Annotated in this window: 14 protein-coding genes and 4 pseudogenes; 12 read left to right on the top strand and 6 right to left on the bottom strand. The window is 54.0% G+C overall.

Features of this window, described 5'->3' with window-relative positions:
- Positions 1 to 80: 80 nt before the first annotated feature.
- Entirely contained in the window at positions 81 to 3,770 is a 3,690-nt protein-coding gene (locus tag GGI48_RS30500) for a DNA-binding protein (protein WP_179601710.1), read from the bottom strand.
- Between the two features lie 548 nt (positions 3,771 to 4,318).
- On the opposite strand from GGI48_RS30500, the gene GGI48_RS30495 reads away from it, so the two are divergent.
- Complete coding sequence (locus GGI48_RS30495; protein WP_179601708.1) at positions 4,319 to 4,786, top strand: hypothetical protein; 468 nt, start codon at positions 4,319 to 4,321, stop codon at positions 4,784 to 4,786.
- A gap of 247 nt (positions 4,787 to 5,033) precedes the next feature.
- Here GGI48_RS30495 and GGI48_RS30490 read toward each other — a convergent pair whose 3' ends face one another.
- Both GGI48_RS30490 and GGI48_RS30485 read right to left on the bottom strand, forming a co-directional pair.
- Positions 5,034 to 6,221 carry a Fic family protein gene (locus GGI48_RS30490; protein WP_179601706.1) on the bottom strand — a complete coding sequence of 396 codons (1,188 nt, stop codon included), beginning with the start codon at positions 6,219 to 6,221 and terminating at the stop codon, positions 5,034 to 5,036.
- Between the two features lie 217 nt (positions 6,222 to 6,438).
- The gene (locus GGI48_RS30485; protein WP_179601704.1) at positions 6,439 to 7,455 is read right to left on the bottom strand and encodes a DNA-binding protein; all 1,017 of its coding nucleotides are present in this window, start codon (positions 7,453 to 7,455) and stop codon (positions 6,439 to 6,441) included.
- 527 nt (positions 7,456 to 7,982) lie between these two features.
- On the opposite strand from GGI48_RS30485, the pseudogene GGI48_RS31715 reads away from it, so the two are divergent.
- Positions 7,983 to 8,448, top strand: a pseudogene (locus GGI48_RS31715) (lytic transglycosylase domain-containing protein).
- A gap of 196 nt (positions 8,449 to 8,644) precedes the next feature.
- A pseudogene (locus GGI48_RS30480) lies at positions 8,645 to 9,079 on the top strand (transposase); the annotation flags it as partial.
- 287 nt (positions 9,080 to 9,366) lie between these two features.
- Here the strand turns inward: GGI48_RS30480 and GGI48_RS30475 are convergent.
- Positions 9,367 to 9,996 (bottom strand): response regulator transcription factor, encoded by a 630-nt coding sequence (locus GGI48_RS30475; protein ID WP_179601702.1) that lies wholly within the window; start codon positions 9,994 to 9,996, stop codon positions 9,367 to 9,369.
- A 336-nt stretch (positions 9,997 to 10,332) separates the two neighbouring features.
- Between GGI48_RS30475 and GGI48_RS30470 the strand changes: the two genes are divergently transcribed.
- The 3 genes from GGI48_RS30470 to GGI48_RS30460 all read left to right on the top strand — a co-directional run bounded on the left by GGI48_RS30470 (position 10,333) and on the right by GGI48_RS30460 (position 16,082).
- Entirely contained in the window at positions 10,333 to 11,520 is a 1,188-nt protein-coding gene (locus GGI48_RS30470) for an EAL domain-containing protein (protein WP_179601700.1), read from the top strand.
- A 299-nt stretch (positions 11,521 to 11,819) separates the two neighbouring features.
- Positions 11,820 to 15,350 carry a transporter substrate-binding domain-containing protein gene (locus GGI48_RS30465; RefSeq protein ID WP_260620573.1) on the top strand — a complete coding sequence of 1,177 codons (3,531 nt, stop codon included), beginning with the start codon at positions 11,820 to 11,822 and terminating at the stop codon, positions 15,348 to 15,350.
- 111 nt (positions 15,351 to 15,461) lie between these two features.
- Positions 15,462 to 16,082 carry a LysE family translocator gene (locus tag GGI48_RS30460; protein ID WP_179601698.1) on the top strand — a complete coding sequence of 207 codons (621 nt, stop codon included), beginning with the start codon at positions 15,462 to 15,464 and terminating at the stop codon, positions 16,080 to 16,082.
- Between the two features lie 22 nt (positions 16,083 to 16,104).
- On the opposite strand, the gene GGI48_RS30455 is transcribed toward GGI48_RS30460, so the two are convergent.
- Positions 16,105 to 16,308: a hypothetical protein gene (locus GGI48_RS30455; protein ID WP_260620572.1), complete on the bottom strand. Its 204-nt coding sequence runs from the start codon at positions 16,306 to 16,308 to the stop codon at positions 16,105 to 16,107.
- Positions 16,309 to 16,328: 20 nt separating this feature from the next.
- Here GGI48_RS30455 and GGI48_RS30450 point away from each other — a divergent pair.
- A pseudogene (locus tag GGI48_RS30450) lies at positions 16,329 to 16,651 on the top strand (MFS transporter); the annotation flags it as partial.
- A gap of 104 nt (positions 16,652 to 16,755) precedes the next feature.
- Here GGI48_RS30450 and GGI48_RS30445 read toward each other — a convergent pair.
- Positions 16,756 to 16,905: pseudogene (locus GGI48_RS30445) on the bottom strand (DeoR family transcriptional regulator); the annotation flags it as partial.
- A gap of 370 nt (positions 16,906 to 17,275) precedes the next feature.
- Between GGI48_RS30445 and GGI48_RS30440 the strand changes: the two are divergent.
- The 5 genes from GGI48_RS30440 to GGI48_RS30420 all read left to right on the top strand — a co-directional run bounded on the left by GGI48_RS30440 (position 17,276) and on the right by GGI48_RS30420 (position 23,268).
- Positions 17,276 to 17,863 carry a fimbrial protein gene (locus GGI48_RS30440; RefSeq protein WP_179601696.1) on the top strand — a complete coding sequence of 196 codons (588 nt, stop codon included), beginning with the start codon at positions 17,276 to 17,278 and terminating at the stop codon, positions 17,861 to 17,863.
- Between the two features lie 44 nt (positions 17,864 to 17,907).
- Positions 17,908 to 18,684, top strand: a complete 777-nt coding sequence (locus tag GGI48_RS30435) for a molecular chaperone (protein ID WP_409565334.1) — start codon at positions 17,908 to 17,910, stop codon at positions 18,682 to 18,684.
- Between the two features lie 181 nt (positions 18,685 to 18,865).
- Positions 18,866 to 21,316 carry a fimbria/pilus outer membrane usher protein gene (locus GGI48_RS30430; RefSeq protein WP_179602197.1) on the top strand — a complete coding sequence of 817 codons (2,451 nt, stop codon included), beginning with the start codon at positions 18,866 to 18,868 and terminating at the stop codon, positions 21,314 to 21,316.
- A gap of 123 nt (positions 21,317 to 21,439) precedes the next feature.
- Positions 21,440 to 22,414, top strand: a complete 975-nt coding sequence (locus GGI48_RS30425; protein ID WP_179601694.1) for a fimbrial protein — start codon at positions 21,440 to 21,442, stop codon at positions 22,412 to 22,414.
- A gap of 323 nt (positions 22,415 to 22,737) precedes the next feature.
- Entirely contained in the window at positions 22,738 to 23,268 is a 531-nt protein-coding gene (locus GGI48_RS30420; RefSeq protein ID WP_179601692.1) for a fimbrial protein, read from the top strand.
- Positions 23,269 to 23,330 lie beyond the last annotated feature (62 nt).

Raw genomic sequence — 23,330 nt, 5'->3', positions numbered from 1 at the left:
TCGTTTTCATCCAACATCGTTAGGTCGAAGGTTTCCAACGTTAGCTATCTTCGTACTGGGGTAACTCAGATAGCTTAGTCTCACTTACGCTTCCTATTTACCTCAATCATTACCTTACTATAATCGTAGGTGCTGACGGTCATTTCCCGTTTAAGACGTTCCAAGAGCGCACGATCAGCAAGCGTATTCGGCACTCGTAATTTACTGCGCCCCACCTCGGTGAGCTCAGGGTAATCACTGTCAAGCGCTTGCAGGATAGTGAAGAGCAGGTCACGACTGATCACATCTAGTTGTGGCTCTAGTAGCAGTAAGATCTGCTGCGCTGAGATTTTCTCTTGCGCCATCTTCTGTATAACATCGGGCGAGAGTTCGCGCCCGGATTTGGTAGCAAATCGTGCCAGTTCGTTCAGCCCTCGAGAATCGGCCACCTCCGCATACTTCGCAGCTTGCTCGACAACCACATTTTTGATCGTCGAATCAACCTCGCCGCTTGCCAGAAGCGCCGCCAGGTCCCCCCCCACCAACGCCGGGGTCATGTAGCTCGAAAACCTCCGAGACTCTCGTATAAACGCTTTGCGCGCCGGCCAATCCGTGCCTGCAAGGTGCTCATAGGACGCGACGTCATCCGCAATGATGTTGTATTTGAGCAACTGCGCGAAAAGGTCGCCAACCTCTGCCGCGATTGTGTCAACAACAAGGTAGTTTTCCAGGCTCAAGCTCTCGACTAGCTTCGTACGTAGTGCTGCGGATGGGACGTAATCCGCTGCCGCCAGTATTGCGATCGCCAACTCCGTTTTCGACTCCTCGTCAGTGGTGTTGGTATCAGTGATCTCGGCAGTGGCCGTCAGGATTTTCGCCAGTTGCGCATCGACCTCCCCGCGAGCTGCGACGTATTTGCTAACGTTGCTGAGTGTTGCTGGGAAACGCCTATGTTCGGCCAAGGCTGGCCACGCTCCCTCAGATACCTCTGTGAGATCTGTAACTTTACAATCTGGAGCCGCACGCTCGACCACATCAGCAAGACGAGGTGCTTCTAGCGAGAGTACATCTTCGATCACTGGGAGGAAGTGCTCGTTCGCATCTATCGTCTTGGAAGTGCCATCGATAGCCTCCAAGTACTTGCTCAAATGTCTGAGCACATAGTCGTATACCGTCTCGCTCTGATCGCGGATGACGTCGAGCGCAACGGTTGTTGCATTGTCGATTGCAATCGCGAGGTTCTGGTATGTGATCTCATACAAATTGCGTGACACGAACGACGTACGAGTCTCTCGACCCAACAGTTCCAGACGAGGCACGATAATACCCGCATCCCCGAAGAGTGCGCTGATACGTCCGGCCTGGGCTGGCACGGTCGCATCGGACGTTAGCGCCGTGAACTCAGCGTAATGCGCCAACAGGTAAGACGACACCGCAGAATCTATCCGCTGCTTTGAAGGCGTCAGATGTGCTAGCGCTACATTCACAAGAGCTAGTCGTGAAGAGTCGTCTAGGTCCGCCTGACTCACGAGATAGGTGAGCACTTGTGTGGACGCGACCGTGAATCGTTCGATGAGCCGGAGGCACTCCTTCCCTGCGATAAGGTACGCCTGCAGAAAACTAGTCTGACGCTCCCCGAGACCAACTAGGGAATAGATCATGATGTCGGCCGCGTCGATATGTTTGGCCAGAAGACGGTCTAGGATCGCGATGTTGTAAAACGCAGGCTCCTTCAGCGCGCTCTTGCCTCGCTCGCGGACAACCGCGTCCACGTCCTCCGGAGCAAGCTCGAAGTGCTGGTCCATCAGGTCTCGCTCGACGTGATGGATAATGAAGTTCGTGGCAGCAGACCCCACGCGATCCCCGTGGAAAGTTGACGTGTAGAGAGTGAAGTTGCGGTTGATATACCCGGCACGGACGATCTGGTACGCCAAGCCCGGCGTTAGGATGATCTTCGCTATTGCCTCGAAGGACTTCTTGCTCTCCTTATATTGGACGAGGAATTCCGGTCGTTTGATGAGATCACCAAGGTCAGCGCTCCGCAGAAACTTGACGTCCTCCATCTTCTCATCGCTCTGCTCAATGAGCGTCTTACGATCCGCTTCGTTCCAGCTCTCGGCGTCCAACGGATCACCCAGCGCAGCCACAAGACTGTCGCGAGTGAACGACAGTGTATGACCACGATAGCTGTCGTAATATTCAAGTGCCGAGTTTCCGTCTGGAGAGACGAAGTTTGTCCAGAACTGCGCTTCCTGAAGGTCTTTCGGAGACTTCACAGCACCCGCGAGCGAGTACGTTGCATTCTGGGTCCGGAAGCCAGAAGCCTCAGCCGTCCGCTGCACGTGCGCAAGCAGGCGCTCGCCCAACTGAGTGCTGCGGGTGGCAGCCCCGTTGATCCGTGTGATCTGCTGGCGAAGCACACGAAGTTCGCCCTCGATTCGCTTGATGTTCTCAGTCACCAGCTCACGACTAAGCTTGTAGAGTATGTCCAGCTTGCTATGGCCGAGCCGGATATTTTCGAAGTCTGCTAAGTGTGTGCTCTTGTAGAGCATCATCGCAAACAGGTCAGTCTCACTCAGGTTGAGCTGCTTACCGTCGCCGGAGAAGATTCGGTCGCGGAAGACGATGAATTCGTTACGGACGTTCTTGAGCAGCCGCATATCCGGTACGTACTGCGTCGCTAAATCGAGTAGCTCCGGAGCTACTTGGTGCTCGACTTGACCAAGTAGCTGTAGCGCCAGATTGCGGGCGCTCCGGTGCGTAATAAAGGGAACCACCGGGATAACCAGATCGAAGAATTTTGTGCGGTTGGCGTGCATAGCCTCGATCTGTGCCGGATCGTTCGTCGTGAACGCTTCCGTATTGCGCCTGTGACCTTCTATCTCCAGGCCGATGCGATCGAAAATGCTGTCTTTGATGGCATAGATGAATCGGATCGGTCTCTTGATCTGGGGAGAGGCGTTGAGCAAAGTGTTCAGCGCCCGAAGCGTCTCGAAGATATGAGAGTCGTTGAATCGGTCGATGTCCTCAAAGAGAACAACATCGCGGTCTGAGACCTCAAAGAAGTAGACGATCTCGTCGAGGTATTGATCAAAGTACGAAACTGAGCTTTCGTTGAGCGTAACAGTTGCAGACCCCGCGGAGAACTGCTTGATATGCAGTTTTCCATAGAACAACCAGCTCACCAGCAGGGTAATCAGCGCCGCAGCGCTCCAAATTACAGGGTGAGCCCAAACACCGATATCCAAATATAGCGTGAACACAGAAACAATTTTTTCTGACCATCCAGTCAGCAGGAAAATTACAGCAACGACAAACCCCAGCATTACCGACGTTCCGATTGCCCGCCACCATCGGAAACGCTCAATACGCCGAAACCGAGAGCCAGGGGTTCTGCTCGGATATTCTCGATAGAGCAGCTGCTTAACAATTTCCTGTTGGATGCGGTTGGTCGGGGTTGTGGCCTGGATAGGCACTGAATTATCAATTTGCGAAGCTTCGATAGGCGCAAGCGTGGAGAGTGATAACTCTACGATACGATTATCCTGCCGCCGAGCGACTTCCTGCATGATACTGCTCTTGCCGACCCCGTAGTTGCCGGACAACGCTATGTTGCGGATCTGATCCTTCGCTAGGGCAACTTCGATAGCGGCGACATAGCAGCCATGCTCTTCTGCCAGGTACTCAGGGGTAAGCGGGACCAGCTTCCACGATTCCTTGGCAGACCCCTGCTCAGAACAGAAGATGCGCCGAACACGATTACTGATGCCGCGCAAAAAATGACAGACCACATGTCCTCCTGACGAAATATCCTAAACTGCAGTATTAGCACACATTTTTGCCAAAAAGCTGAACAAATCTATTGGCTCTGCTTGCGCCCCTTGCATGCAGGAGCATGGTGTTGCACTAATGCAGAAGTTTTGATTCAACTAGATGCTTACAGCGAAATGGTTGGAACTCGAGCGCGGCAGACGGATACCATAGTCCGCTATTGTCTAAAAACAGTCAGTGGCCATTCCAAAAGGAGAGCCTGGAGCACGGTCATAACGCTTGCTTTAACTCTGCCCTCAGCTAACGTCAATGTTATCCAAATACCATGCGCAAAAGGAATTGTCGTCTTGGGCATAACTCCTTGCACCCCCAATCTTAGTCGCAAGCGCCGCACCCTAGATCGGCGATACAGGCTCGCTCTGGAATGTTAACTACCATGATACAAAGAGTTATCACGGCTTATGGTCAAGCATATTCGAAAGATACGGATATATGCCTGAAAGGAGAACTCAATGAAAATATAGAATTAGCCCGGGACAATATTCATTAATATATTTAGGGGAAACATATGAATCAGAATATCAGTTCAGTCCAGACAGTTTGCTTCAGCATAAACAAAAGTAACCCGCCGCAACTTTCTGTAACCGCCGCAGGAACTGTCAATTCAAGCGGTTGGAGCGGCGGAGCATTGATACCAAGGATTTATGTAGCGCCACCACAGGATGGCATTCAGGAATTTGATTTTGTTGCAGAAGCACCATCAGGAGTTGTTTTATGGGTTATGTCTCCAATATCTGGAGACGGTACAATTCAGATGGCGCAGTGGATGGAAGGGGTGCGTGTATATTCTGCAACAAACTTTGTGTCGGCACTGCTAAGCGAAGCTGCTTGCGCTGTTGGTCAAGGCACCTTAGACCAGCACTATCTTCATACGTCGACATACATTCCAAACACTGCAGCAACACCTCCATTAGTGTTGTATGGTCTGAAACAGCCCAAATTGGCTGGTGGCAATGGAAATGCAAATGGTCGCTAACTAGAAGATGCTAAATATAACGCATGTGCGCCCTAAAAATGCGCCTAACAAGACGTCCAAGGTCGCTCACATTCGTTCACTGGGCAATCCCAAGCGGCGCATACTTCGAATTATATGCGCCGTTTGCCACCCCATTAGCTCAACGTTAGTCCGTCAGCTTTGGGTCGTATCCTGATTGTCATGTTCGGCAGAGAGCGGCCAATAGCTGCTGCTGGAGAGGATCGCGTGAGAGTTCGGTCGGCACAACCTAGCACATTTGGAAATGTAGATTTGGAAAGATCAATCCAGCGAAGTGTGCGGACAAACCGGCTTCCACCATGCGGGATCTGGGAGTGCTACTGACGACTATCCCCGCTTTGATCAACTGACTCAGTTCTTCCGTAGCAAGCCGATCCTTCAAACCTGTGAACACCTTAAACTCTGCACGTGGCATCGCACCCTGGGTGAGCAGAGCCAACACAGCAGCTGCAGTAGTGGGCCTGATACCGGCACGACGAAGCTCAGGATCCGTTGAGAATGCATGAACAACTTGCTCGCGAAGCCTGGCCGGATTTAAGGAGGTCGTCATGTACTCAATCTGGTCGCGGCAAACATCCAGCATGAACTCGATGAGAGTGAAGTAGTGACGCTGTGAGAGTTGGCCACGACCATCATGGTCACCTTCACGAGGGCGATCAGCCAAAGCTAAGAAGCGGTAGTACTCATCCTGTCTCCGAGCCAGGCCACGAGACAGTGACCAGAGGAAAGGTTTTAGTCCAAGGTAAACAAGCTGCAGGTGGGTGAGCATCCGAATAACCCGGCCATTACCATCAAGGAAAGGGTGTACCAGCGCTAGCCGGTGATGGCCTGCTAGAGCAGCAATCAGTTGGCGCCGTGGATCCTTTATTCGTCCGTAGTGCAGTTGCAGGTGCTGAAGCATGGGCATTACAGCGCTGGCAGCAGGAGCGACATATGCACCAACCTGGACCTGCTCATTCTCTTCAGCCCGCAGTCTGCCTGGCTCCATCATGCGACCATCATCCAAAGTCAATTCTTCCCTGGAGGCGGACTTGAACAGCCTACGATGGATAGCGGCGATCAAATTAGGATCGAATATGGCAGAGAAGCTATCCACTGGACGCATGCGAAGCTGCCGCTCCATAACCTCTTGTTGCGTCATGTGCTGGACGGCAAGGTCTTTGAGTCCCTTTCTTTCCTGACTCGTTGCTGTGCGAGCAGCCTGGAGGTCGGCGATCTCGGTTCGATGCCCTTCAATTAGGTTTGAGAAGTAGGTATTAGTGATGCGCAACAACCCTACTAGTTGCTTCGATGTCTCATTAGCGAGCCGCCCAGCAAGAAACTCTGCCTTGCGCGGTAATAGATCTGCCGCCTGGATGATTGAGTCGGGCAGATTTTCAGGTAGTACTGGGTCAAGGTACGTTTTCGAGGTAATCATCGTTTTGCTTCCAGCGAACACAAACTACTGTCTTTTCGACGGTAGCTGCGGAAATTCTACGATTGATTCAGCGTCTACACGTGTGCGAATACATACTGTGCCATCACTCGATGAGGGTACAGCAATGGATGATCACCAGATGTCGATTTGCATGCAAAGATACAGTGGATGGAAATGGACCCACGCTGCCCTTAAGTGACGTTGACCGCCTTTCGTTCTAGGTATCTTTTCGGGTCGACTTTCGAGCGGATCGACTGCGCCCTTCAGGGGCGTGGCCGGTAGTAGCCCCCGCAAGTTGTTGGTCAAGAATTTCTGCGAGTGCTCGTGAGGCAGCAGCCTGCTCGCGCAACTCGGCTAGTTCACGCTGAGTCAAGTGTTGTTGCTGTTGCAGTACCTGTTGCTGCTCGCACGCTGTAGTGTACGCCTCCAGGGCCTGATCACGCTCGCGCTGTAAGGCTTCACATTGCGCCTGAGCAACACCGCGCTGCTCACGCACCTCTGCCAATGCTGCCTGACTCGCCTGCAGGTCCTGCTGCAGGGTTTGTTGCCGGCCGCCAGCCTCCTTCAGTTGTGCCGCTAGCGCTTTGGCTTCCTCGCGCGCACGGTCGATTTCACGATAGGCCCGATCCTCGACGTTGCGTGTATAGCGCTGTTGCTCCACACGCGCTTGTTCGGCCTGTTCACGGGTTTCGTGCAAGTGTTGACGCACCTCGGCCAGCTGTGTGTGCGCTTCGTCGCGCTGCGCCTGGAGTTCGTCACGCTGGGCACGCAGTTCGTCGATCTGCACCTGGCGTTGGATCAACAGCCGCTCCAGGTCGGTCAGTCGGGTCTCTGCACCCCGCCGCGCGGCGGCGGCTTCCGCCACCTGCTGACGTGCCTGGGCCACATCCAGCCGGGCGTGGGCTTCCAGTGCGCTCAACGCTTCCCGCTCCTCCGCCAACACTTGACGCTGGCCGGCCAGTGACTGCTCCACGACACCCTGGGCCAGGGTGGTCGCCTGCTGCCAGATGGCTATAAAGGCCTGTGTCACCTCCGCCGGCAGCCCCGGCAAGCGGGTTTCGCCGCGCAGGCGCCCGGCCAACTGTTCCCACCACTGGTCGAGCAGCGCGCCGACCCGTGCCGGACTGCCGCGCCCGAGCTCCAGGCGCACGCGCTCTACCGTCGGCCGTTCGCCACGGGCCAGCACCGCGTCCGCTGCCGCGAACACGTCAGTTTCTGGTACGCCTACCGCCACGCCCTGCCCTCCGCCAACTTAGGTCTGATAAGTAAATCTTATCCGATCTAATTTATTGAAAACTGATTTAATAATACGTTTAACGTACTAAATCATACAAATCTAACAATTGGGAACTGCAAGCTCTGCTACCGCCGCATATTCTGGCTCACAACGCCTTCGTTCTAGCCCAGGTATTCGCGCTGCAGGCAGCGCGGCTAATACCGTGCACATACCAGAGAGCTCTCGCGCAGTGAGCCGTATAGGTGCAATGACTTTTTGACCTGGTATTGTGGCGACCGACACCGTTTGAAAGTAATAGGCGAGTGGGTCGAAGACCTGCGTCGCCTGGATGCTGATCGTGGCTGTACACGCTCAGGACGTCCTAGAGTGATACAGGCGCTTGACGCCACGAAAACCACTGCTGGAGGCGCTACCGGCTACCGTTGTATCGCCGACACATAAAGGGGCGCTCGAAGTGGCCTTCCCCAGCGCCTAGGTTGCGCGTATCGCCAAACGGTACGCGGCACTGGGCACACATCTTCATAATGGCCGCTGAGGATCCTCCACCTGCGTACAAGGCGATTGCGATCGCCCACGGAGTACCAGTATTCCGTTGCGCTGCAGGAGAGCGGTACAAAACTCAGAGGGCAGATTGTGCCCTGGCCTTGGACGCTGAATGTGGCCGGTACTAGCTACCGATTCGCTACCAGCGATCGATGCATGCAGGGCGCTGAAAATTGCCGTCGAGAGTCGACGTAGGCCTTGGTCAGAGGAACATCCACGCTAACAGCCAAAGCTATAGCTCCCCTGCGAAGGGCTCGCACCTACAAAAACCTGAACCTCACCGCAGAGATCTTGGCTGAAAACAAAGCCAAGGGTGGCAATTGGTTTGACGCGGCGGACCGCTACCACCGCCCTGCCGGTGGCGCCCCTGCAGCCAAATACAGAGCGGCTTTCGCGAAGCACCTAAGCCGTGTCACAGGCATCAACTTTCTGGTGAACAATCAATGACGAGTTTTCTTAGGGCAGATCCGGTCCTACTTGCAATGCTTGCAGCCTGTACGGTGCAGCCAATCCCACCTCTGCGAACACGGCATTAGTAAAAGGCTTACCCTTCCGCATGTGTTTGATACGCTTGGCAGTTTTCATGAGGTGCTCATCGCTGAGCTGCGCTATATATTTCTCTAGATGTTAATTCTGATCCTGTATGGACGAGTGCGCCCTGCTCAAAGGTCATCGTTACGCCAGCGTTGCCCTGTATGCGGATATACGACGAGTGCTGTGGATCGGTGAAGGTCGCAGCCGAGCAGCGGCCAGGCCTTTCTTCGAAGAGCTGGGGCCAGAGGGTTGTGCTCGAATCGAAGCGGTGGCGATGGACATGAACACCGCTTTTGACCTGAAGGTTCGTCAGCACTTTCCCAACGCGCGAGTGGCCTACGACCTCTTCCATGTGGTGGCCAAGTATGGCCGAGAGGTGATTGATCGGGTCCGCGTCGATGAGGCTAACCGATTGCGTCACGACAAGCCTGCCCGCAAGGATATCAAGCAGGCGGGATGGTTGTTGCTGCGCAATGCGCAAAACTTGAGAACGCCGGAGCAACAGGTCCGCCTGGAGGATCTGCTGGCGCCCCCTCCCCCTATGCAAACAGAGCGTGTGCGACCCGACCAGAGCCTGGCTGGTTCATCGGGACAGAGAGCGCAGTGCGCTGACCCGAAGCTTCTGTGAGTGGGTGTAGGGGGCGCTGTAAAGGATCGAAAAGCATGAAGTTTCGGAAGTCTGCTCGATAGAGACAGATTAATCAGAGGCTGATGATAAACTCCCAGAGTTATCAGAGACGTGATTGTATTGAATTACCAGGCACTCTCGATCAATTCCCCAAGACCAATGGTGTAGGCGATACAACCTAAAGCAATGATGCACACCGAAAACTACTTAACTATATTGTTTCTTTTGGCAAAATCGACCAACTCCAATAAAGAATCGGCGTTGAGTTTCCTTAGTATCCGAGTCTTGTACGTACTAATAGTCTTATTGCTAAGCAGCATCTTGTCGCCAATGACTTTATTGCTATAACCCAAAGCAAGCTGTTGCAGTATCAACACCTCTCTATCGGTCAGCTTTTTGATCCTGGAGAGCTCACTATTCTCTGTATCGCTGATCAATGGGGCGTTCAAGGAGCGGTTAGGAAAGTAGGTATAGCCGTCAAGCAAGGCAGTGATGGCGTTGGTCAAGTTCTGCATGCTTTCTTCTTTGCTAACGAAACCATTAGCGCCCAGTGCAATACAGCGATTGAGATAGGTCTCGATCGGCAAAGAGGTAAACACCAGAATCAAAACCGGTTGTTCAAGTGCTCTGATGCGACTAATGACCTCCAAACCATCCTGCTTTGGTATACCTATATCGAGAATAACGATGTGCGGCTGTAAACTTCTAATAAGGCTGACAGCATCGACACCATTATCGGTATCTCCAACAATTTTCAGACCCTGTTTGTCAAGAGCAATTCGCAATGCCGATCGAATGACTGGGTGGTCATCTACAATTAATACCTTCTTCATTTTTTTATCACCGAAAAATACTCACTTTGCAGCAGCCGGAAATTTACCAGATGATTCAGCCCGGATGAAAAGTTTCAACGACACCCTGTAAAAACAGAGATGAAAGTTGGCTAGACGCATATTAGGAAGCAAAAACCATGGTGTTGTAAAGCCGCTACCTTTGTCTTTACAGGAAAATTTTAGACCGTTTTTATTAAACGGGAATGCTTTTGTAGGACGTGACGTTTTTCATCATTTCTGTAGGAAATTTCTCACGCACACGAAGGATCGGGATGAACGATTTGGTGGGGGAACTCTATGAACATAGGGTCTGTTATCACTTCTCAGACATTTTTTATGCCCGAACTCAGCGTACTGGTACTTGAAGACCAGCCCTTTCAAAGACTGGTCGCCGTGTCGGCGTTACGGAAGGCCGGAATCGGACTTGTCTGCGAAGCCGCTGATGGAAACGAAGCACTCACTGCACTCAAAGTCAGTGGAGGTGTCGACATTGCTATTTGCGATCTGCGCATGCGTGGCATGGACGGTTTGACCTTCCTCCACCATGCCAGTCAGAGCGGTCTGCTTCGTTCGGTGATTCTCAGCAGCGATCTCGATCCGGTTTTGCGCCAGGCAACGGTTTCGATGATTCAGTCCCTGGGGCTGGAGTTTCTCGGGGATTTGGGAAAACCCTTCAATCTCGGCCGTGCCAAGTTGCTGCTACGGCGCTACAGCCGCCCTCAAGTCATACCATCAACACTGGTGGACGGACCAGCAGCGCTCTGTGCATCGGAGGTCCAGCGCGGCCTTAACAATGGTGAATTCGAAGCCTACTACCAGCCTAAAGTGCATCTGGTCACGGGTCAGTTGAAAGGAGCGGAAGTCCTGGCGCGGTGGAACCACCCGCACCTGGGCATCCTACCCCCGATCCGTTTTCTACCAATCATGGAGGCCCACGATCTAGTGGGCCAACTCTTTAACTCGCTGCTCAGTCAGGGCCTGGCTCTGCAAAAGGAGTTATCCCAACTGCTGCAACCTGTTGAGCTAGCATTCAACCTGCACGTATCCCAATTAGCCTCTATGGAGTTGGTCGAACACATCAATCAGTCACTGGAGCAATCCCAACTACCAGCCCGTGGATTGATGTTTGAAGTGACCGAGTCAGGATTGGTACTGGCCCCGGCCAGCAGCCTGGAAACCCTGGTCAGGCTAAGACTACTGGGGTGTGGGCTGGCCATGGATGACTTCGGTGCCGGCTACTCTTCGCTTGAGCGACTCTGCGAGTTCCCCTTCAGCCAAGTCAAACTGGATGCTTCATTTGTCCGCAAACTGGACTTTCAACCCCGTAGCCGAGCAATCATCCGCAGTTCAGTCAGCCTCTGCGAGTCCCTGGGGCTGTCGTTGGTCATCGAAGGCGTTGAAACCCGTGAGCAATCCGAACAACTACGCGAGTTGGGCTGCACCCTGGCCCAAGGCTTCTTGTTCGCGCGACCAATGCCAGGCAAACATTTTATTTCCTACTGCCAGGACCAAAGTGCGAAATAGGCCACCCCAGACTCGTGCTAGTTGTTAGACAATAGGACTGGCGTTCTGCAGCGCCCACTGTCAGTCACCCTATTCGGCATTTTTTTACATTATCCGACTGCCTGAACTAGCGTTCAAACAGCTCCCCCGTTCCAAACAGGTAGCCCAGATTGCACACCTTTCATTTCTCCAAGCGTCTAGCGCGCAGCCTACTCGTTGCCTGCCTCATATTGGTGAGCTCTCTCACATATGCGCAAAACCCCGTCATCAATAACCTCAATCTCGGTAGCCGCTTGACCCTTGAGCCCACGGAGATTGTCTTGAGTGAAGACGACTGGCATTGGTTGAGACAAAAACATCGTCTGGTGCTGGGAGTATCCGCATCAAGTTTCCCGCCCCTGGATACCATCTATAACAGCCAGGAATATGAGGGGATTAACGCTGACGTTGCCACCCTGATCGCCCAATTGCTGAACGTCGAAGTTCAGGTGCTGGCCCTGCCTGACAGGGCTAGCGCGTTAGCGGCGCTGGAGTCTGGGCAAGTCGACCTGTTATCCAGTTCCAATAGTTTTGAACGCGACAGTCCTTTTGTGGCATTGAGCAAGCCCTATGTAAAAGATCGGCCAGCGCTGTTCCGGCGCCAGGGTGATACACGAATCTTTGCCGATGACTTGAGCGGCCTGAGGGTTGCCACCCCTGCGGACTACCTGCAACTGCCCGAACTGCAGGCTCGCTTCCCTGCCACTCAATTTGTTCCGATGAAGTCGCATATGGAAGGCATGGCCGCCCTGGCGTTTGGTCCAGCCGATCTCTACCTAGGCGACAATTTGTCCACATTCAGCATGATCAATCGGAATTTTTTCAACGATATAAGGTTTGAACGTTTTCTTGATATTGATACCGGCGGTTTCAGCTTCGCCATGCATCAGGAAAACCAACGCCTACAGCGAATCATCAATACGGCGATCGACCGCCTTGGCGAGGACAGGTTGTTGTCCATCGTCAAGCGCTGGAGCGGCGGGGATGTTGCGCTGACAGACCGCAAACTTGTGCTGACACCTCAGGAAAGCCGCTGGATCCAGCGCCACCCCGTGGTGCGTTTGGTCATCAATGATGACCTCGCCCCCATCGCCTATTACAATAGCGACGGCAATTTCAACGGCATCGCAGCCGATCTGCTGAGCATGATTTCCCTGCGCAGCGGTTTGCAGTTCGAGGTACAGCGCAAGGGCAGTTTTCCAAGCATCATGGAGGCTCTGAAAAACAAAGAAGCAGATTTAGCGATCCTGACCGCAAGCGCCGACCGTGAGACTTTTCTGCGCTTCAGCCGTCCGTTTGGTTCGACTTCTTTTGCGCTGGTGACAAAAGTCCGATCCGAAAGCGACACAACCGATCTGGCCAGTTTGCAAGGCAAGCGCCTGGCCATCGCCGAAGGGCACGTGCTGTTCGACAAGATCAAAAATGATTTTCCAAAGATCCAGATGATATCCGCCTCCACGACCCTCGATGCAATGAGCCTTGTCAACGACAACAAGGCCGACGCAGCTGTCATCTCCCTAAGCATCGGGCGTTATTACATTGCCAGGTTGTACGACCAGAAGCTGAAAGTAGCCAATATCATCGACAACGGCGAGGCCACCGGTAACTTCGCCATGCGTCGCAGCGACACCGAATTGCAGTCGATCCTGAACAAGGCATTGCTGAGCATTCCGCCCGACGAACTGATTGCCGTATCCAATCGTTGGCGCGCCAATGCTGCCATGAGCGGACAGACCTGGCGCGACTATCGAGGCGTCATCGCCAGCGTTGTCGCCGGATCATTGCTGGTACTGCTGATGGCCCTGGGCTGGATTTTTCACCTGCGCAGGCAGATCGGCAAACGTGTCGCAGCAGAGCGGGCCCTGGTCGATCAATTGGCACTGATGCAAGCATTGAGTAACGGCATGCCACACCCGGTTTACATGCGCGACCGCGACGGGTGCATGCTTTCCTGCAACGACAGCTACCTGGAAGCGGTAGGTCTGACCCGGGCCCAGGTCTTGGGCAAGACCGTCGAACAGATTTTCGACAGCAATTGCACCCTGCTCCCTGACTTCCACAAAAGCTATTTGAAGTCCATGGACGAAGACGTGGTCATCACCCAGTCGTGCACGCTGAAACTGCATGAACAGCCGCGTTGTATTGACCATTGGATTCAGCCCTTCCATGACGCATCAGGCAATGTCAAAGGTGTTATCTGTGGCTGGCTGGACATCACCGAGCATCGCCAACTGGTGGATGAGCTGGAGACTGCAAAGAACATCGCCGATGAAGCGAGCCGCACCAAGACCGCCTTTCTGGCCTCAATGAGTCATGAAATCCGCACACCGATGAACGCAGTGATCGGCATCCTGGAACTGGTACTCAAGCGGGGTGAAGGCGGCACCTTCGATCAGGCCGGAATCGAGATTGCCTATTCGTCAGCCAAGAGTCTGCTGGGACTGATCGGCGACATTCTCGACATCGCCCGCATCGAATCAGGGCGTCTGAGCCTGTCGCCCAAACGCGCCAATCTGCGTGAACTGATGGAGTCCGTAGCACTGGTCTTTGAGGGGCTGTCCTTGCAGAAAGGTCTGGACCTGAAACTGGATTTCGATTCCAGCACCAACTGCGATGTACTGATCGACCCCCTGCGCTTCAAGCAGGTGCTCTCCAATCTGCTGAGCAATGCGATCAAGTTCACCGATGAAGGCAACGTCAAGGTGCAGATTCGCGGTGAGACGATGGAGCCTGGTCGCCTGAACGTGCACCTGCTAATCGAAGACTCGGGCATCGGCATCTCCGACGAAGATCAGCAAAAACTCTTCAAACCGTTCGCCCAAACCACACAAGGCGTGCGCAAGGGGCAAGACGGCGCTGGGCTTGGGCTGCTGATCAGCCGTTCTTTGTGTGAACTCATGGGCGGCCGACTGACCATGGTCAGTGCCCGGGGACAGGGCACTCAGGTACGGGTCGATTTACTGCTCAACATCCTTGAACCCGTCGAGAGCCTCCAGCTTGACGGCGTTAAAACCCTGCCGGAAGTTACCCGCCCCTTGAGGGTACTGGTGGTGGATGATCACGCGATCAACCGGGAAATCCTGCGCCAGCAGATGCACTTCCTCGGCCATGAAGTGGTGGAGGCGGATAATGGCTCAGTAGCTCTGGACAAGTGGCGCAAAGGCGGATTCGACGTCGTGCTTACCGACTGTCACATGCCCTTGATGAGCGGCCCGGAACTGGCCAAGGCCATTCGCCAGGAAGAACGCGAACATCAGCATTGCGCCTGCGTCATCGTAGGCCTGACCGCCGATGCACAACCCGAAGAGATAGAGCGCAGTGTTCAGGCGGGCATGAACGAATGCCTGATCAAGCCGGTAGGCCTGGATGTACTGGCCGAACGGATCAGCACCATCTACCGGATGGTCCAGCAGAGTCAGAACTACATACCGAAAATCAGTACTGAATCTGCTGACCCCTTCGATCGGAATGTGCTGTATGACCTTGCACCACTGACTGAGCTTACGAGCGGCGACGAGGCGTTGATGGCACACCTGATCGACGAGTTGCTTGTGAGCAATCGCAGAGACCTGGAGGACCTTCTCCAACTTGTGGAAGAACAGGATGCGCGAGGCTTGTCTGAGCTGGGCCATCGAATCAAAGGAGCGGCCAGAGTGGTTACTGCCAACCGACTGATCGCCTGCTGCGAAAAGCTGGAGCAAGTCTGCGCTCAACAAGGCCTGCCCGACTCGACCCTGATGGACACCAGTGACGCCGTCGAACAAGCGATCTTTGAACTGGAGCAGGCCTTAAGTAACCTACCCAAGGCGTAATCACCGAAAATACTGTTGCAAAACCGCTTTCCATTCCTGGCGGTAACCTCGGCCACGGTGGCGTCTTAAGCTGACGCCGGTGCAATCCGCACCGCCCTTGAGGAGCCTTCCGTGCCACCTGTATCCGACATCAACTGGCCGCTGTGGCTGTCCACCATGCTACCCATGGCCCTGAGCGCCGGACCCGGCAACCTGATGGTGGCCAGCTCCGGCGCCCAGAGCGGCGTGCGCCGCTCCCTGCGCTTTATTCTCGGGCTCGACCTGACCTATCTGCTGCTGGCCCTGCTGGTGGGGTTGGGGCTGTATCACAGCCTGACGAACCAGCCGCAGTTGCTGTGGGGGCTGCGGGTCGCCGGCAGCCTGTACATTTTCTGGCTGGGCCTGCGCCTGTTGCTGCGGCCTTTGCGCAAGCCCGGCGAGGGTGCCATGGCGCTGCAGTTTCGTGACGGCGTGATACTGCAACTGGGCAATGTGCAGGGCCTGGTGATGTTGCTGGTGATGTTCTCCACCTTCAGCCCGGGCACCGATGCAGGTAGCGCCGTGGTGCCGCTGCTCAGCGTTGCACTGATCGCAGTGAATCTATTGGGTCACCTGCTCTGGGCCTGCCTGGGTGCAAGCCTGCAAGGGCTGCTGCGCAGCCGGCCACGGTTGCTGCTGGCGCAGAACGCGCTGTTTGGACTGATATTGATGGCGGTGGCGATCTGGATCTTCCTGCGCCAGGGCACTGCCTGATTCGGGCCGAGGATGCGCCCCCTCACTCACCGTGCAACCCGTGGCGCGCCAGCAAGTCGCCGAGAAACTCCAACACCCGATCAACCCGTTCCTGGCCCTGGGTCGCCAGGTTGCGCAACAGCCAGATATCCGCCCGGTGCGGCGCCATCTGCGGCAACACCCGGCACAAGCCCAAGGGTTCGGCGATGTAGGCCGGCAAGGCGGCGATTCCCAGGTCCGCTTGCACCGCCTTGAGCTGCGCCTCCAGTTCTGGGCAGGGTGTTCTCGCTGCTGTTCGCCTACCCGTTCCTGGCCCTGCTCAATACCTGCGAGAGTCTGATGATCTACATCGCCATAGGTGTCGGCAAGGGCTCGTTCCTCCGCCGCCTGTTCCCCACCGCGACCCGCTCTTCGGGCTTTGGCACCGGGCGCGAGTCGGCACCGCCATTGCCGGCGTCCTGTCCCTGGTCACCGCGTCAGCCACCCACTCCACCGACGGCGTGGTGATCATTCTCGCCGTCTCCGCCGTGCTAGTGATGGTGTTTGCCCTCTTCGACCAGGGGCGCAAGCACTCGGCGTTCAAGAACTGACAACCCGTTGAGCCCCCCACAGGTCGCACTGGGGCGGCTCAGGCCAGCAGCACCTCGATTCCCAACTGCCGGTAACTGTCAATATCCGCCGACGGCGCGTCCTGCTCGGCGAGGTCGCGGCGGATGGTGTCTTCTGAGGCTGCGAAGTGCCGGCTCAGCTCGGCGGCCATGACCTTGCCGTCGCGCTCGAGCAGCAGAAGGATCTTTTGTCGACGTAGGGAGAGCAGCTCGGCTGCCGGTTGCAGGTCTTGCATGTTCTTGCCCGTTTTTACGTGTTTTCGCGAGATTAGCCAAAACACAACATTGATACAACCTGCCAATCCAGGCCCATGCACTCAGTAAAGGAGTTTGTAATCGCTAGTTTTTAGCAACCACAAATACCTCGCGGCGGCCATTTTGCAGCGAACGAATGTGCAACATGGTTTCCAACGGTAACGGTTTACGACCACTACCAGCCGGCTCGATCAACCTGGCAAACCATCCCAGAGCATCACCTGATTCATTTCGGCAACAGATGACTCGTCCGACGCTTTCGTAGGAACGGTCCGATTACGCCCTTATGGGCGTTTGTATATGGTGATTTTGCATTACGCAGAACACCCACATCCCAAAATGGAAATCAAAATGAAAAAGCTTTCTCTGGCGCTCTTGACGCTATCCATGTTCGCGGCCGCTGGTAGCGTTTTTGCAGCTGATCCGGTCGCTACCAGAGGTGGCAGCGGCACCATCAACTTCACCGGCATCATTAATAACGACGCTTGTTCCGTTGAAGGTGCCAGTCAGAACAAGACCATTTCCGTACCGATGGGCGAAGTCTCTATCAAGGATATGGGGACTGCTACAGCACCAATCGGAAGCGGCAAACTGAGCGCCGAAAACTTTGACATGAAGATCAACTGTAACGCTGGCACTAAAGTGTCGATGATTTTTGAACCAACCCGGGGTGCAGGTTCGGGCATCGTTGCGGGCACTAAAGTCTTGAAGTTGATCGACGGACTTGGCGCTGCGAAGAACATAGGTATCGCTCTGCTCGACGCCAATGGTGATTTGATCGACCTGAACTCGCCAACCACCGCCAAGATCGAAAGCAACCTGCAAGACAGCAACACAACACTGAAGTTTTCGGCAGCGTACGTCACCACAGGTGATCTGAAAACCGTCGTCGCCGGGCGTGGCGATGCCACCCTGCCGTTCACCCTGCAATACGAATAATCCCCGGGGTACCTTTACCCGGTGCGGGGTCTTACGACCCCGCCATGTCTTCCAAACAAGCGGTATTCAACATGTCTCGTCCTCTCTTTCGGTCATTCTGCCTGTTCCTGCTTGGCTTGCTCGCAATCAACCAGGCACAGGCCGGCATCTCCCTGAGCGCCACTCGCCTGGTGTTTGACGGCAAGCACAAGGAAGCCGGTATCACCGTACGCAACAACGGCGAAGACGTGCTCATCCAGTCATGGATAGACACAGATGCCACTGACGCTCACTCAGCACCATTTGCTGTAACACCGCCTTTGGTAAAGGTTGCGGACAATGAGCAGCAGTTGTTGCGGGTCATCTATGAAGGGGCCGGCATGCCAACCGACAAAGAGTCGGTGGTCTGGCTCAATGTCCAGGAAATCCCCCAAGCTTCGAAAACGCAAAATACCCTGCAGCTCGCGGTTCGACAGCGTATCAAAGTTTTTTTTCGTCCTGCTGGGCTAAAGTCGGACGCCTTCCTGGCACCAACAGAACTGTTATGGCGGCTCGAAGAACAGGATGGAAAAACAATCCTGAGTGTTAATAACCCTGGGCTTTTTCACGTTTCAATCGCTCATATAAAGCTGCAGTCAGGACAACTGACAGAAGTGCCTTTTGATTCTGCAATGATTGCACCTGGCGAACAAAAAAAATTCCTGCTCAAACAATTAAATCACAACAGCACGCCTAATTTATCGTTCGGTAGCATTAATGATTACGGCGCACAAGACCACTATACCGCGCAACTTACCAAAAACGTTTCGACCCAGGCTCGTTTGAATCAAAACTTGCGTTAACGTGCCCGCCAGATCGGTAGCTGAATGGCTACCGTATTCCTCTTCGCTCCGTTATTTCGTACCGGAGGTGATATAGGTTCTTCGCATGTTTTTAACTACTAGCCGACGAGTCGATCATGGCGTTAAGCATAGTGAGCGACGTCAAGATGCTTATACTTGTCTGCCCCAACTTTTTATCGTCATGGCTTTTAGTACTGCGTGTCTAGCTGACGAAAATAAACCGGAATCATTCGAACAGTTCAACACCTCATTCCTGCAAGGCGCCCCGTCATCCGTTGACCTGCAACTACTGCTGTCTGCCAACAGCGTATTGCCCGGTAACTACCGAGTTGATCTCTACAGTAACGAAACATTGGTGGGGCGCCGCGATATCGAGTTTCGCAGCAACCCGGAGAACGACAAGGTCGAAGCCTGTCTGACCCTGGATATGTTGCAGCAATTGGGCATCGACATCGGCAAGCTGCAAGTTGCGGGAAAACTCGCCAGCGATGATCCACAAGTCTGTCATGACCTGCCCACGCTGATCGAACACGCCACTGTGCGCTACGACGTCGCTCGTTTGCGGCTTATGGTCAGCGTGCCGCAACTGGCCATGGAGCGTGGCAGGCGCGGTTATGTTGACCCTGCGTTGTGGGACGATGGTGTGCCGGCAGCGTTTATCAACTATCAACTGAGCAGTAACCGCAACAGCACGGATTACGCCACCACGCTTTCCAATAACCTGGGGCTGCGCAACGGTATCAACCTGGGCGCCTGGAGACTGCGTAATGAGTCGAACTTTAACAGCAGTACCGGTCGGCCAAGCAGCTTCAAAAGCAATCGTAGCTACTTGCAACATGACGTGATCGCGTTGAAGGGCCAATTCAGTGCCGGGGATATTTTCTCCGATGCAGATCTATTCGACAGCGTGCGCTATCGCGGCTTGAAACTGGCTTCCGACGAGGGCATGCGGGCCGACAGCGAACGCGGTTACGCTCCAATTATCCGTGGCGTGGCGCAAACAAGCGCAACGGTGGAAATACGCCAGAACAGTTACATCCTCTACACCGCCAACGTGCCGCCGGGCCCGTTTGAGATCAGCGATATCTATCCAAGCGGTTCGAATGGCGATTTGGAAGTGACGATTATCGAAGCTGATGGCCGGCGTCGTGTGACGATGCAGGCATTTTCCAGCCTGCCAATCATGGTCCGCGAAGGGCAAGTGAAGTACAGCCTCTCGGCGGGACAGTACAACAGCAACAGCGACGAACAGAAGTCACCACAGTTTGTCAGCAGTACTCTGGGCTATGGCATCAGTAGCAACCTGTCCGGGATCGTCGGGGTCCAAGCCACGGAAAACTTCCAGGCGCTGTCGCTGGGTGCGGGCCGAAATACCATTATCGGCGCGGTCTCGCTGGATATGACCCACTCTTCCAGCCGTACCTACGACCAATCGGTTCAGGGCAATAGCTTGCGGGCGTTGTACGCCAAGACGTTCACCGGCACCGATACCAACTTCACCCTCGCCGCTTATCGATATTCCACAGAGGGATACCGGACCCTGACCGATCACGTTGAAGAACTCAGCACTCACGGCCAAAAGCGCACCGGCAACTCAAAAAACCGGACTGACCTGACCATTAATCAAAGCCTGGGCCGCAACCAGCAATATGGCAGCATTTACTTGAATGCCAGCGACCAGCGCTATTGGGGACGCGGCGGTTCCCAGAGCGTATCTACGGGCTACAGCAACTATTGGGGGGAACTGAGCTACAACCTCAGCGCCACCTACTCCAAGGATGTCGGCAGTTACGGACCTTCGAACAATGACACCCAGGTCAATCTGTCGCTGTCGTTTCCCCTGGGTTCACGACCTCGGGCACCCAGGGCCTTTGTCACCGCGAGTACACAGAAGAACAGCGACAGTACTCAAGTGGGCATCAACGGTTATCTCTCGGAAAACAGCGACACCTACTACTCACTGCAAGGTGGCAACAGCAGCACTGGCGGTAGTACGGCATCGGTCAATATGAGTACCCGGACATCGGTGGCGGATATCAGTGCGGGTTACAGCCAGGGACGCGGCTATACCTCGCAAAGCTTCAACCTGGCAGGCTCCGTAGTGGGCCATACGGGCGGGATCAACTTGGGGCAGACCGTGGGTGAAACTTTCGCCCTGGCCGAAATACCCGGAGTTGCCGGGATCAAGGTTGGCAGCTACAGCGGCGCCAAAACCGGTAGCAACGGCTTTGCAGTGGTCCCCAACGCCCAACCTTATCGCGTGAACTGGATCAGTCTTGATACTCGGGATCTAGGGGGCGAAATCGAGATCGATAATGCGACCCAACAGGTGGTGCCAAGACGCGGAGCGGTGGTGCTCGCGCGCTATGTCAGCAAGGTCGGGCGACGGGTGCAGTTCGAGCTGTTTGATGCCCAGCACAAGCCCATCCCGTTTGGTGCCGCGCTTGAGGATGCGATGGGCAAGCAGATAGCGATTGCAGACCCCAGCGGTAAAGCGCTGGCACTGATGGATCAGGCTTCAGGCACTCTCACCATCAAGTGGGGTGAGCAGAAATGCCAGGCGCTCTATGTATTACCAGAGCGAAATATGGCTTTGAACTTTGAGCGGGTGCAGTTGGTGTGTCGACCATAGCGGCCGACGCAACCCAAGTTTCCGAACCGCTACAGAGCGATGAAAACACAGTCGTTGTGTAACTCAACCCCAAGCCTGCCAATTTAACATTGAAACCCCACTGATCTCTCGGAACGAAATCAAATGAAGTTAAAGAAAATCATAATACACGCTGCTTTTATTACTTTATCTTTAAGCAGCACCATTGCTAGCGCAATCAATTGCAAAGGAGATAAAGAAAAACAGATCATAAATATACCTGGCGGCGCAATATCGATACCTTTAGACGCACCTATTGGCACAGTCATATATGAAAAAACCTTTCCAAGTACAAACGCACCAATTAGACTAAGCTGCGCAAGCGGTAGTGTGCTCAAAGGCTTCAAATACAATGGCGGATTTGGGCGCGCCAATAATAATGACTCAGATTTTCCCTTCGGAAAAAACACCGGCTTATCATTCAGAATTTACACAACAACAATACATGGAACATCCCCAAATAAAGCACCTACTTATTACAATTATGACACAGGCGAAAATGAACCACTTATATTAGAACCAATCAATTACAAAATAAAAATATTTAAATCTACGGAAGTGTCAGAGAAAAACAACATACCAGCCATAAGTCTAGGAAGTATAATTTATGATTATTATACATCATTAGAACTTCGCCTTGAAAACCCCATAACATTAAATACTGCCTCCTGCCAGACTCCGGCAGTATCGGTTAATATGGGTGATGACTATCGTCTAGATGAATTCAACAACAAAGATGATGCACCTCGGACAATCAAATTCAATATTGGCCTCAATCAATGCCAGAGTGGCATCAAGAAGGTTACCTACTCACTCAAGGCCACCACTCAAGTGTTAGACCAGAAAAATGGCAAAGTGGCGTTGAGCCCCGGCTCAACGTCAAAAGGCATCGGCCTGAAGTTGATGAACGAGGCTGGGCAACCTATCGCGCTAGACACCACCTACCCGTACAACGGGTTCAACACCACCGGGACAAGTTTCAACATACCGCTGTCCGTAGCTTACTACCGTCTGCCCGATGGAAAACTGGAAGCAGGCACTGCAAACGCTGAAGTCACTTTCATAGTGAGCTACCTGTAAAAAACCAAGAATCGCCTGATTTTTCCTGCACTCTGGCCCGGTGCAGCATCGACAGATGGTGTCTTTGGAGGCCTCGGAATGCCGGCTCCGCTCGGCGAACATGGCCTGACCGTCACAATCGAGTCTTATCATCAAGCAGCCTTTAAAACACATAAGGAACGACCTACCACTCCGTAGGAAACGTCCTATCCGCCTGTAGGAACGACCCTCTTAGACCAACTTATTATAATCCTTACTATAACAACCGCTGCGACACTAAACTTTCAAGGTGAAAATTTTAATGCCGCACAAGCCTGAATGATTAATATTTTAAGGATGACAAAATGAAATTCTACAAAACTCCCCTGGCACTTTTTGCTGCATTGGTACTGGGCAGTACAGCTGCACATGCGGCGCCGGGCGGTAGCGGCAAAGTACACTTCGAAGGGGCCATCCTCGACGCGCCTTGCTCATTGGATGCCAAAAGTGTCGACCAGACAGTGAAAATGGATGACGTTTCCAATAAAGCACTGGCCAATGGTGGTCAATCTGAAGTCAAGAATTTCAATATCGAACTGCGCCAGTGTGATATCAGTAAGTTGAAAAAAGTCAAAGTCACCTTTGGTGGCGACGCCGATGCGGTCGATAACACCCTACTGGGCATTGCCGGCTCCGCCAAAGGCGCGGGCATCGCACTGACCAACGGCTCCGGCGTTCAGGTCAAGCTCGGCGAGGCTTCCACGGCACGTGCACTTCTGGAAGGCGACAACACCCTAGTGTTCGGCGCCTATCTGAAAGGCACAACCCTAGCCGACGTAGCCGTCACTGCAGGTACGTACAACGCGACCGCTAACTTCATGCTGGCCTACGAGTAATCACACTCCCTGCTATTTGAAGTTTGGGATAAACACCGAGACTCTAGAGTCTCGGTGCTCAA

Origin of the sequence: Pseudomonas protegens, from assembly GCF_013407925.2 — a bacterium.
GTDB lineage: Bacteria > Pseudomonadota > Gammaproteobacteria > Pseudomonadales > Pseudomonadaceae > Aquipseudomonas > Aquipseudomonas fluorescens_AP.
Note: the sequence above shows the minus strand (reverse complement) of the source record. Positions and strands in the feature narration are given on the sequence as shown.

What these genes read in the sequence shown, in the direction of transcription:
- GGI48_RS30495 (WP_179601708.1), top strand. Translation starts at nt 4,319, where the DNA reads ATGAATCAGAATATCAGTTCAGTCCAGACAGTTTGCTTCAGCATAAAC.
- GGI48_RS30490 (WP_179601706.1), bottom strand. Translation starts at nt 6,221, where the DNA reads ATGATTACCTCGAAAACGTACCTTGACCCAGTACTACCTGAAAATCTG.
- GGI48_RS30475 (WP_179601702.1), bottom strand. Translation starts at nt 9,996, where the DNA reads ATGAAGAAGGTATTAATTGTAGATGACCACCCAGTCATTCGATCGGCA.
- GGI48_RS30470 (WP_179601700.1), top strand. Translation starts at nt 10,333, where the DNA reads ATGCCCGAACTCAGCGTACTGGTACTTGAAGACCAGCCCTTTCAAAGA.
- GGI48_RS30440 (WP_179601696.1), top strand. Translation starts at nt 17,276, where the DNA reads ATGAAAAAGCTTTCTCTGGCGCTCTTGACGCTATCCATGTTCGCGGCC.
- GGI48_RS30435 (WP_409565334.1), top strand. Translation starts at nt 17,908, where the DNA reads ATGTCTTCCAAACAAGCGGTATTCAACATGTCTCGTCCTCTCTTTCGG.
- GGI48_RS30430 (WP_179602197.1), top strand. Translation starts at nt 18,866, where the DNA reads ATGGCTTTTAGTACTGCGTGTCTAGCTGACGAAAATAAACCGGAATCA.
- GGI48_RS30425 (WP_179601694.1), top strand. Translation starts at nt 21,440, where the DNA reads ATGAAGTTAAAGAAAATCATAATACACGCTGCTTTTATTACTTTATCT.
- GGI48_RS30420 (WP_179601692.1), top strand. Translation starts at nt 22,738, where the DNA reads ATGAAATTCTACAAAACTCCCCTGGCACTTTTTGCTGCATTGGTACTG.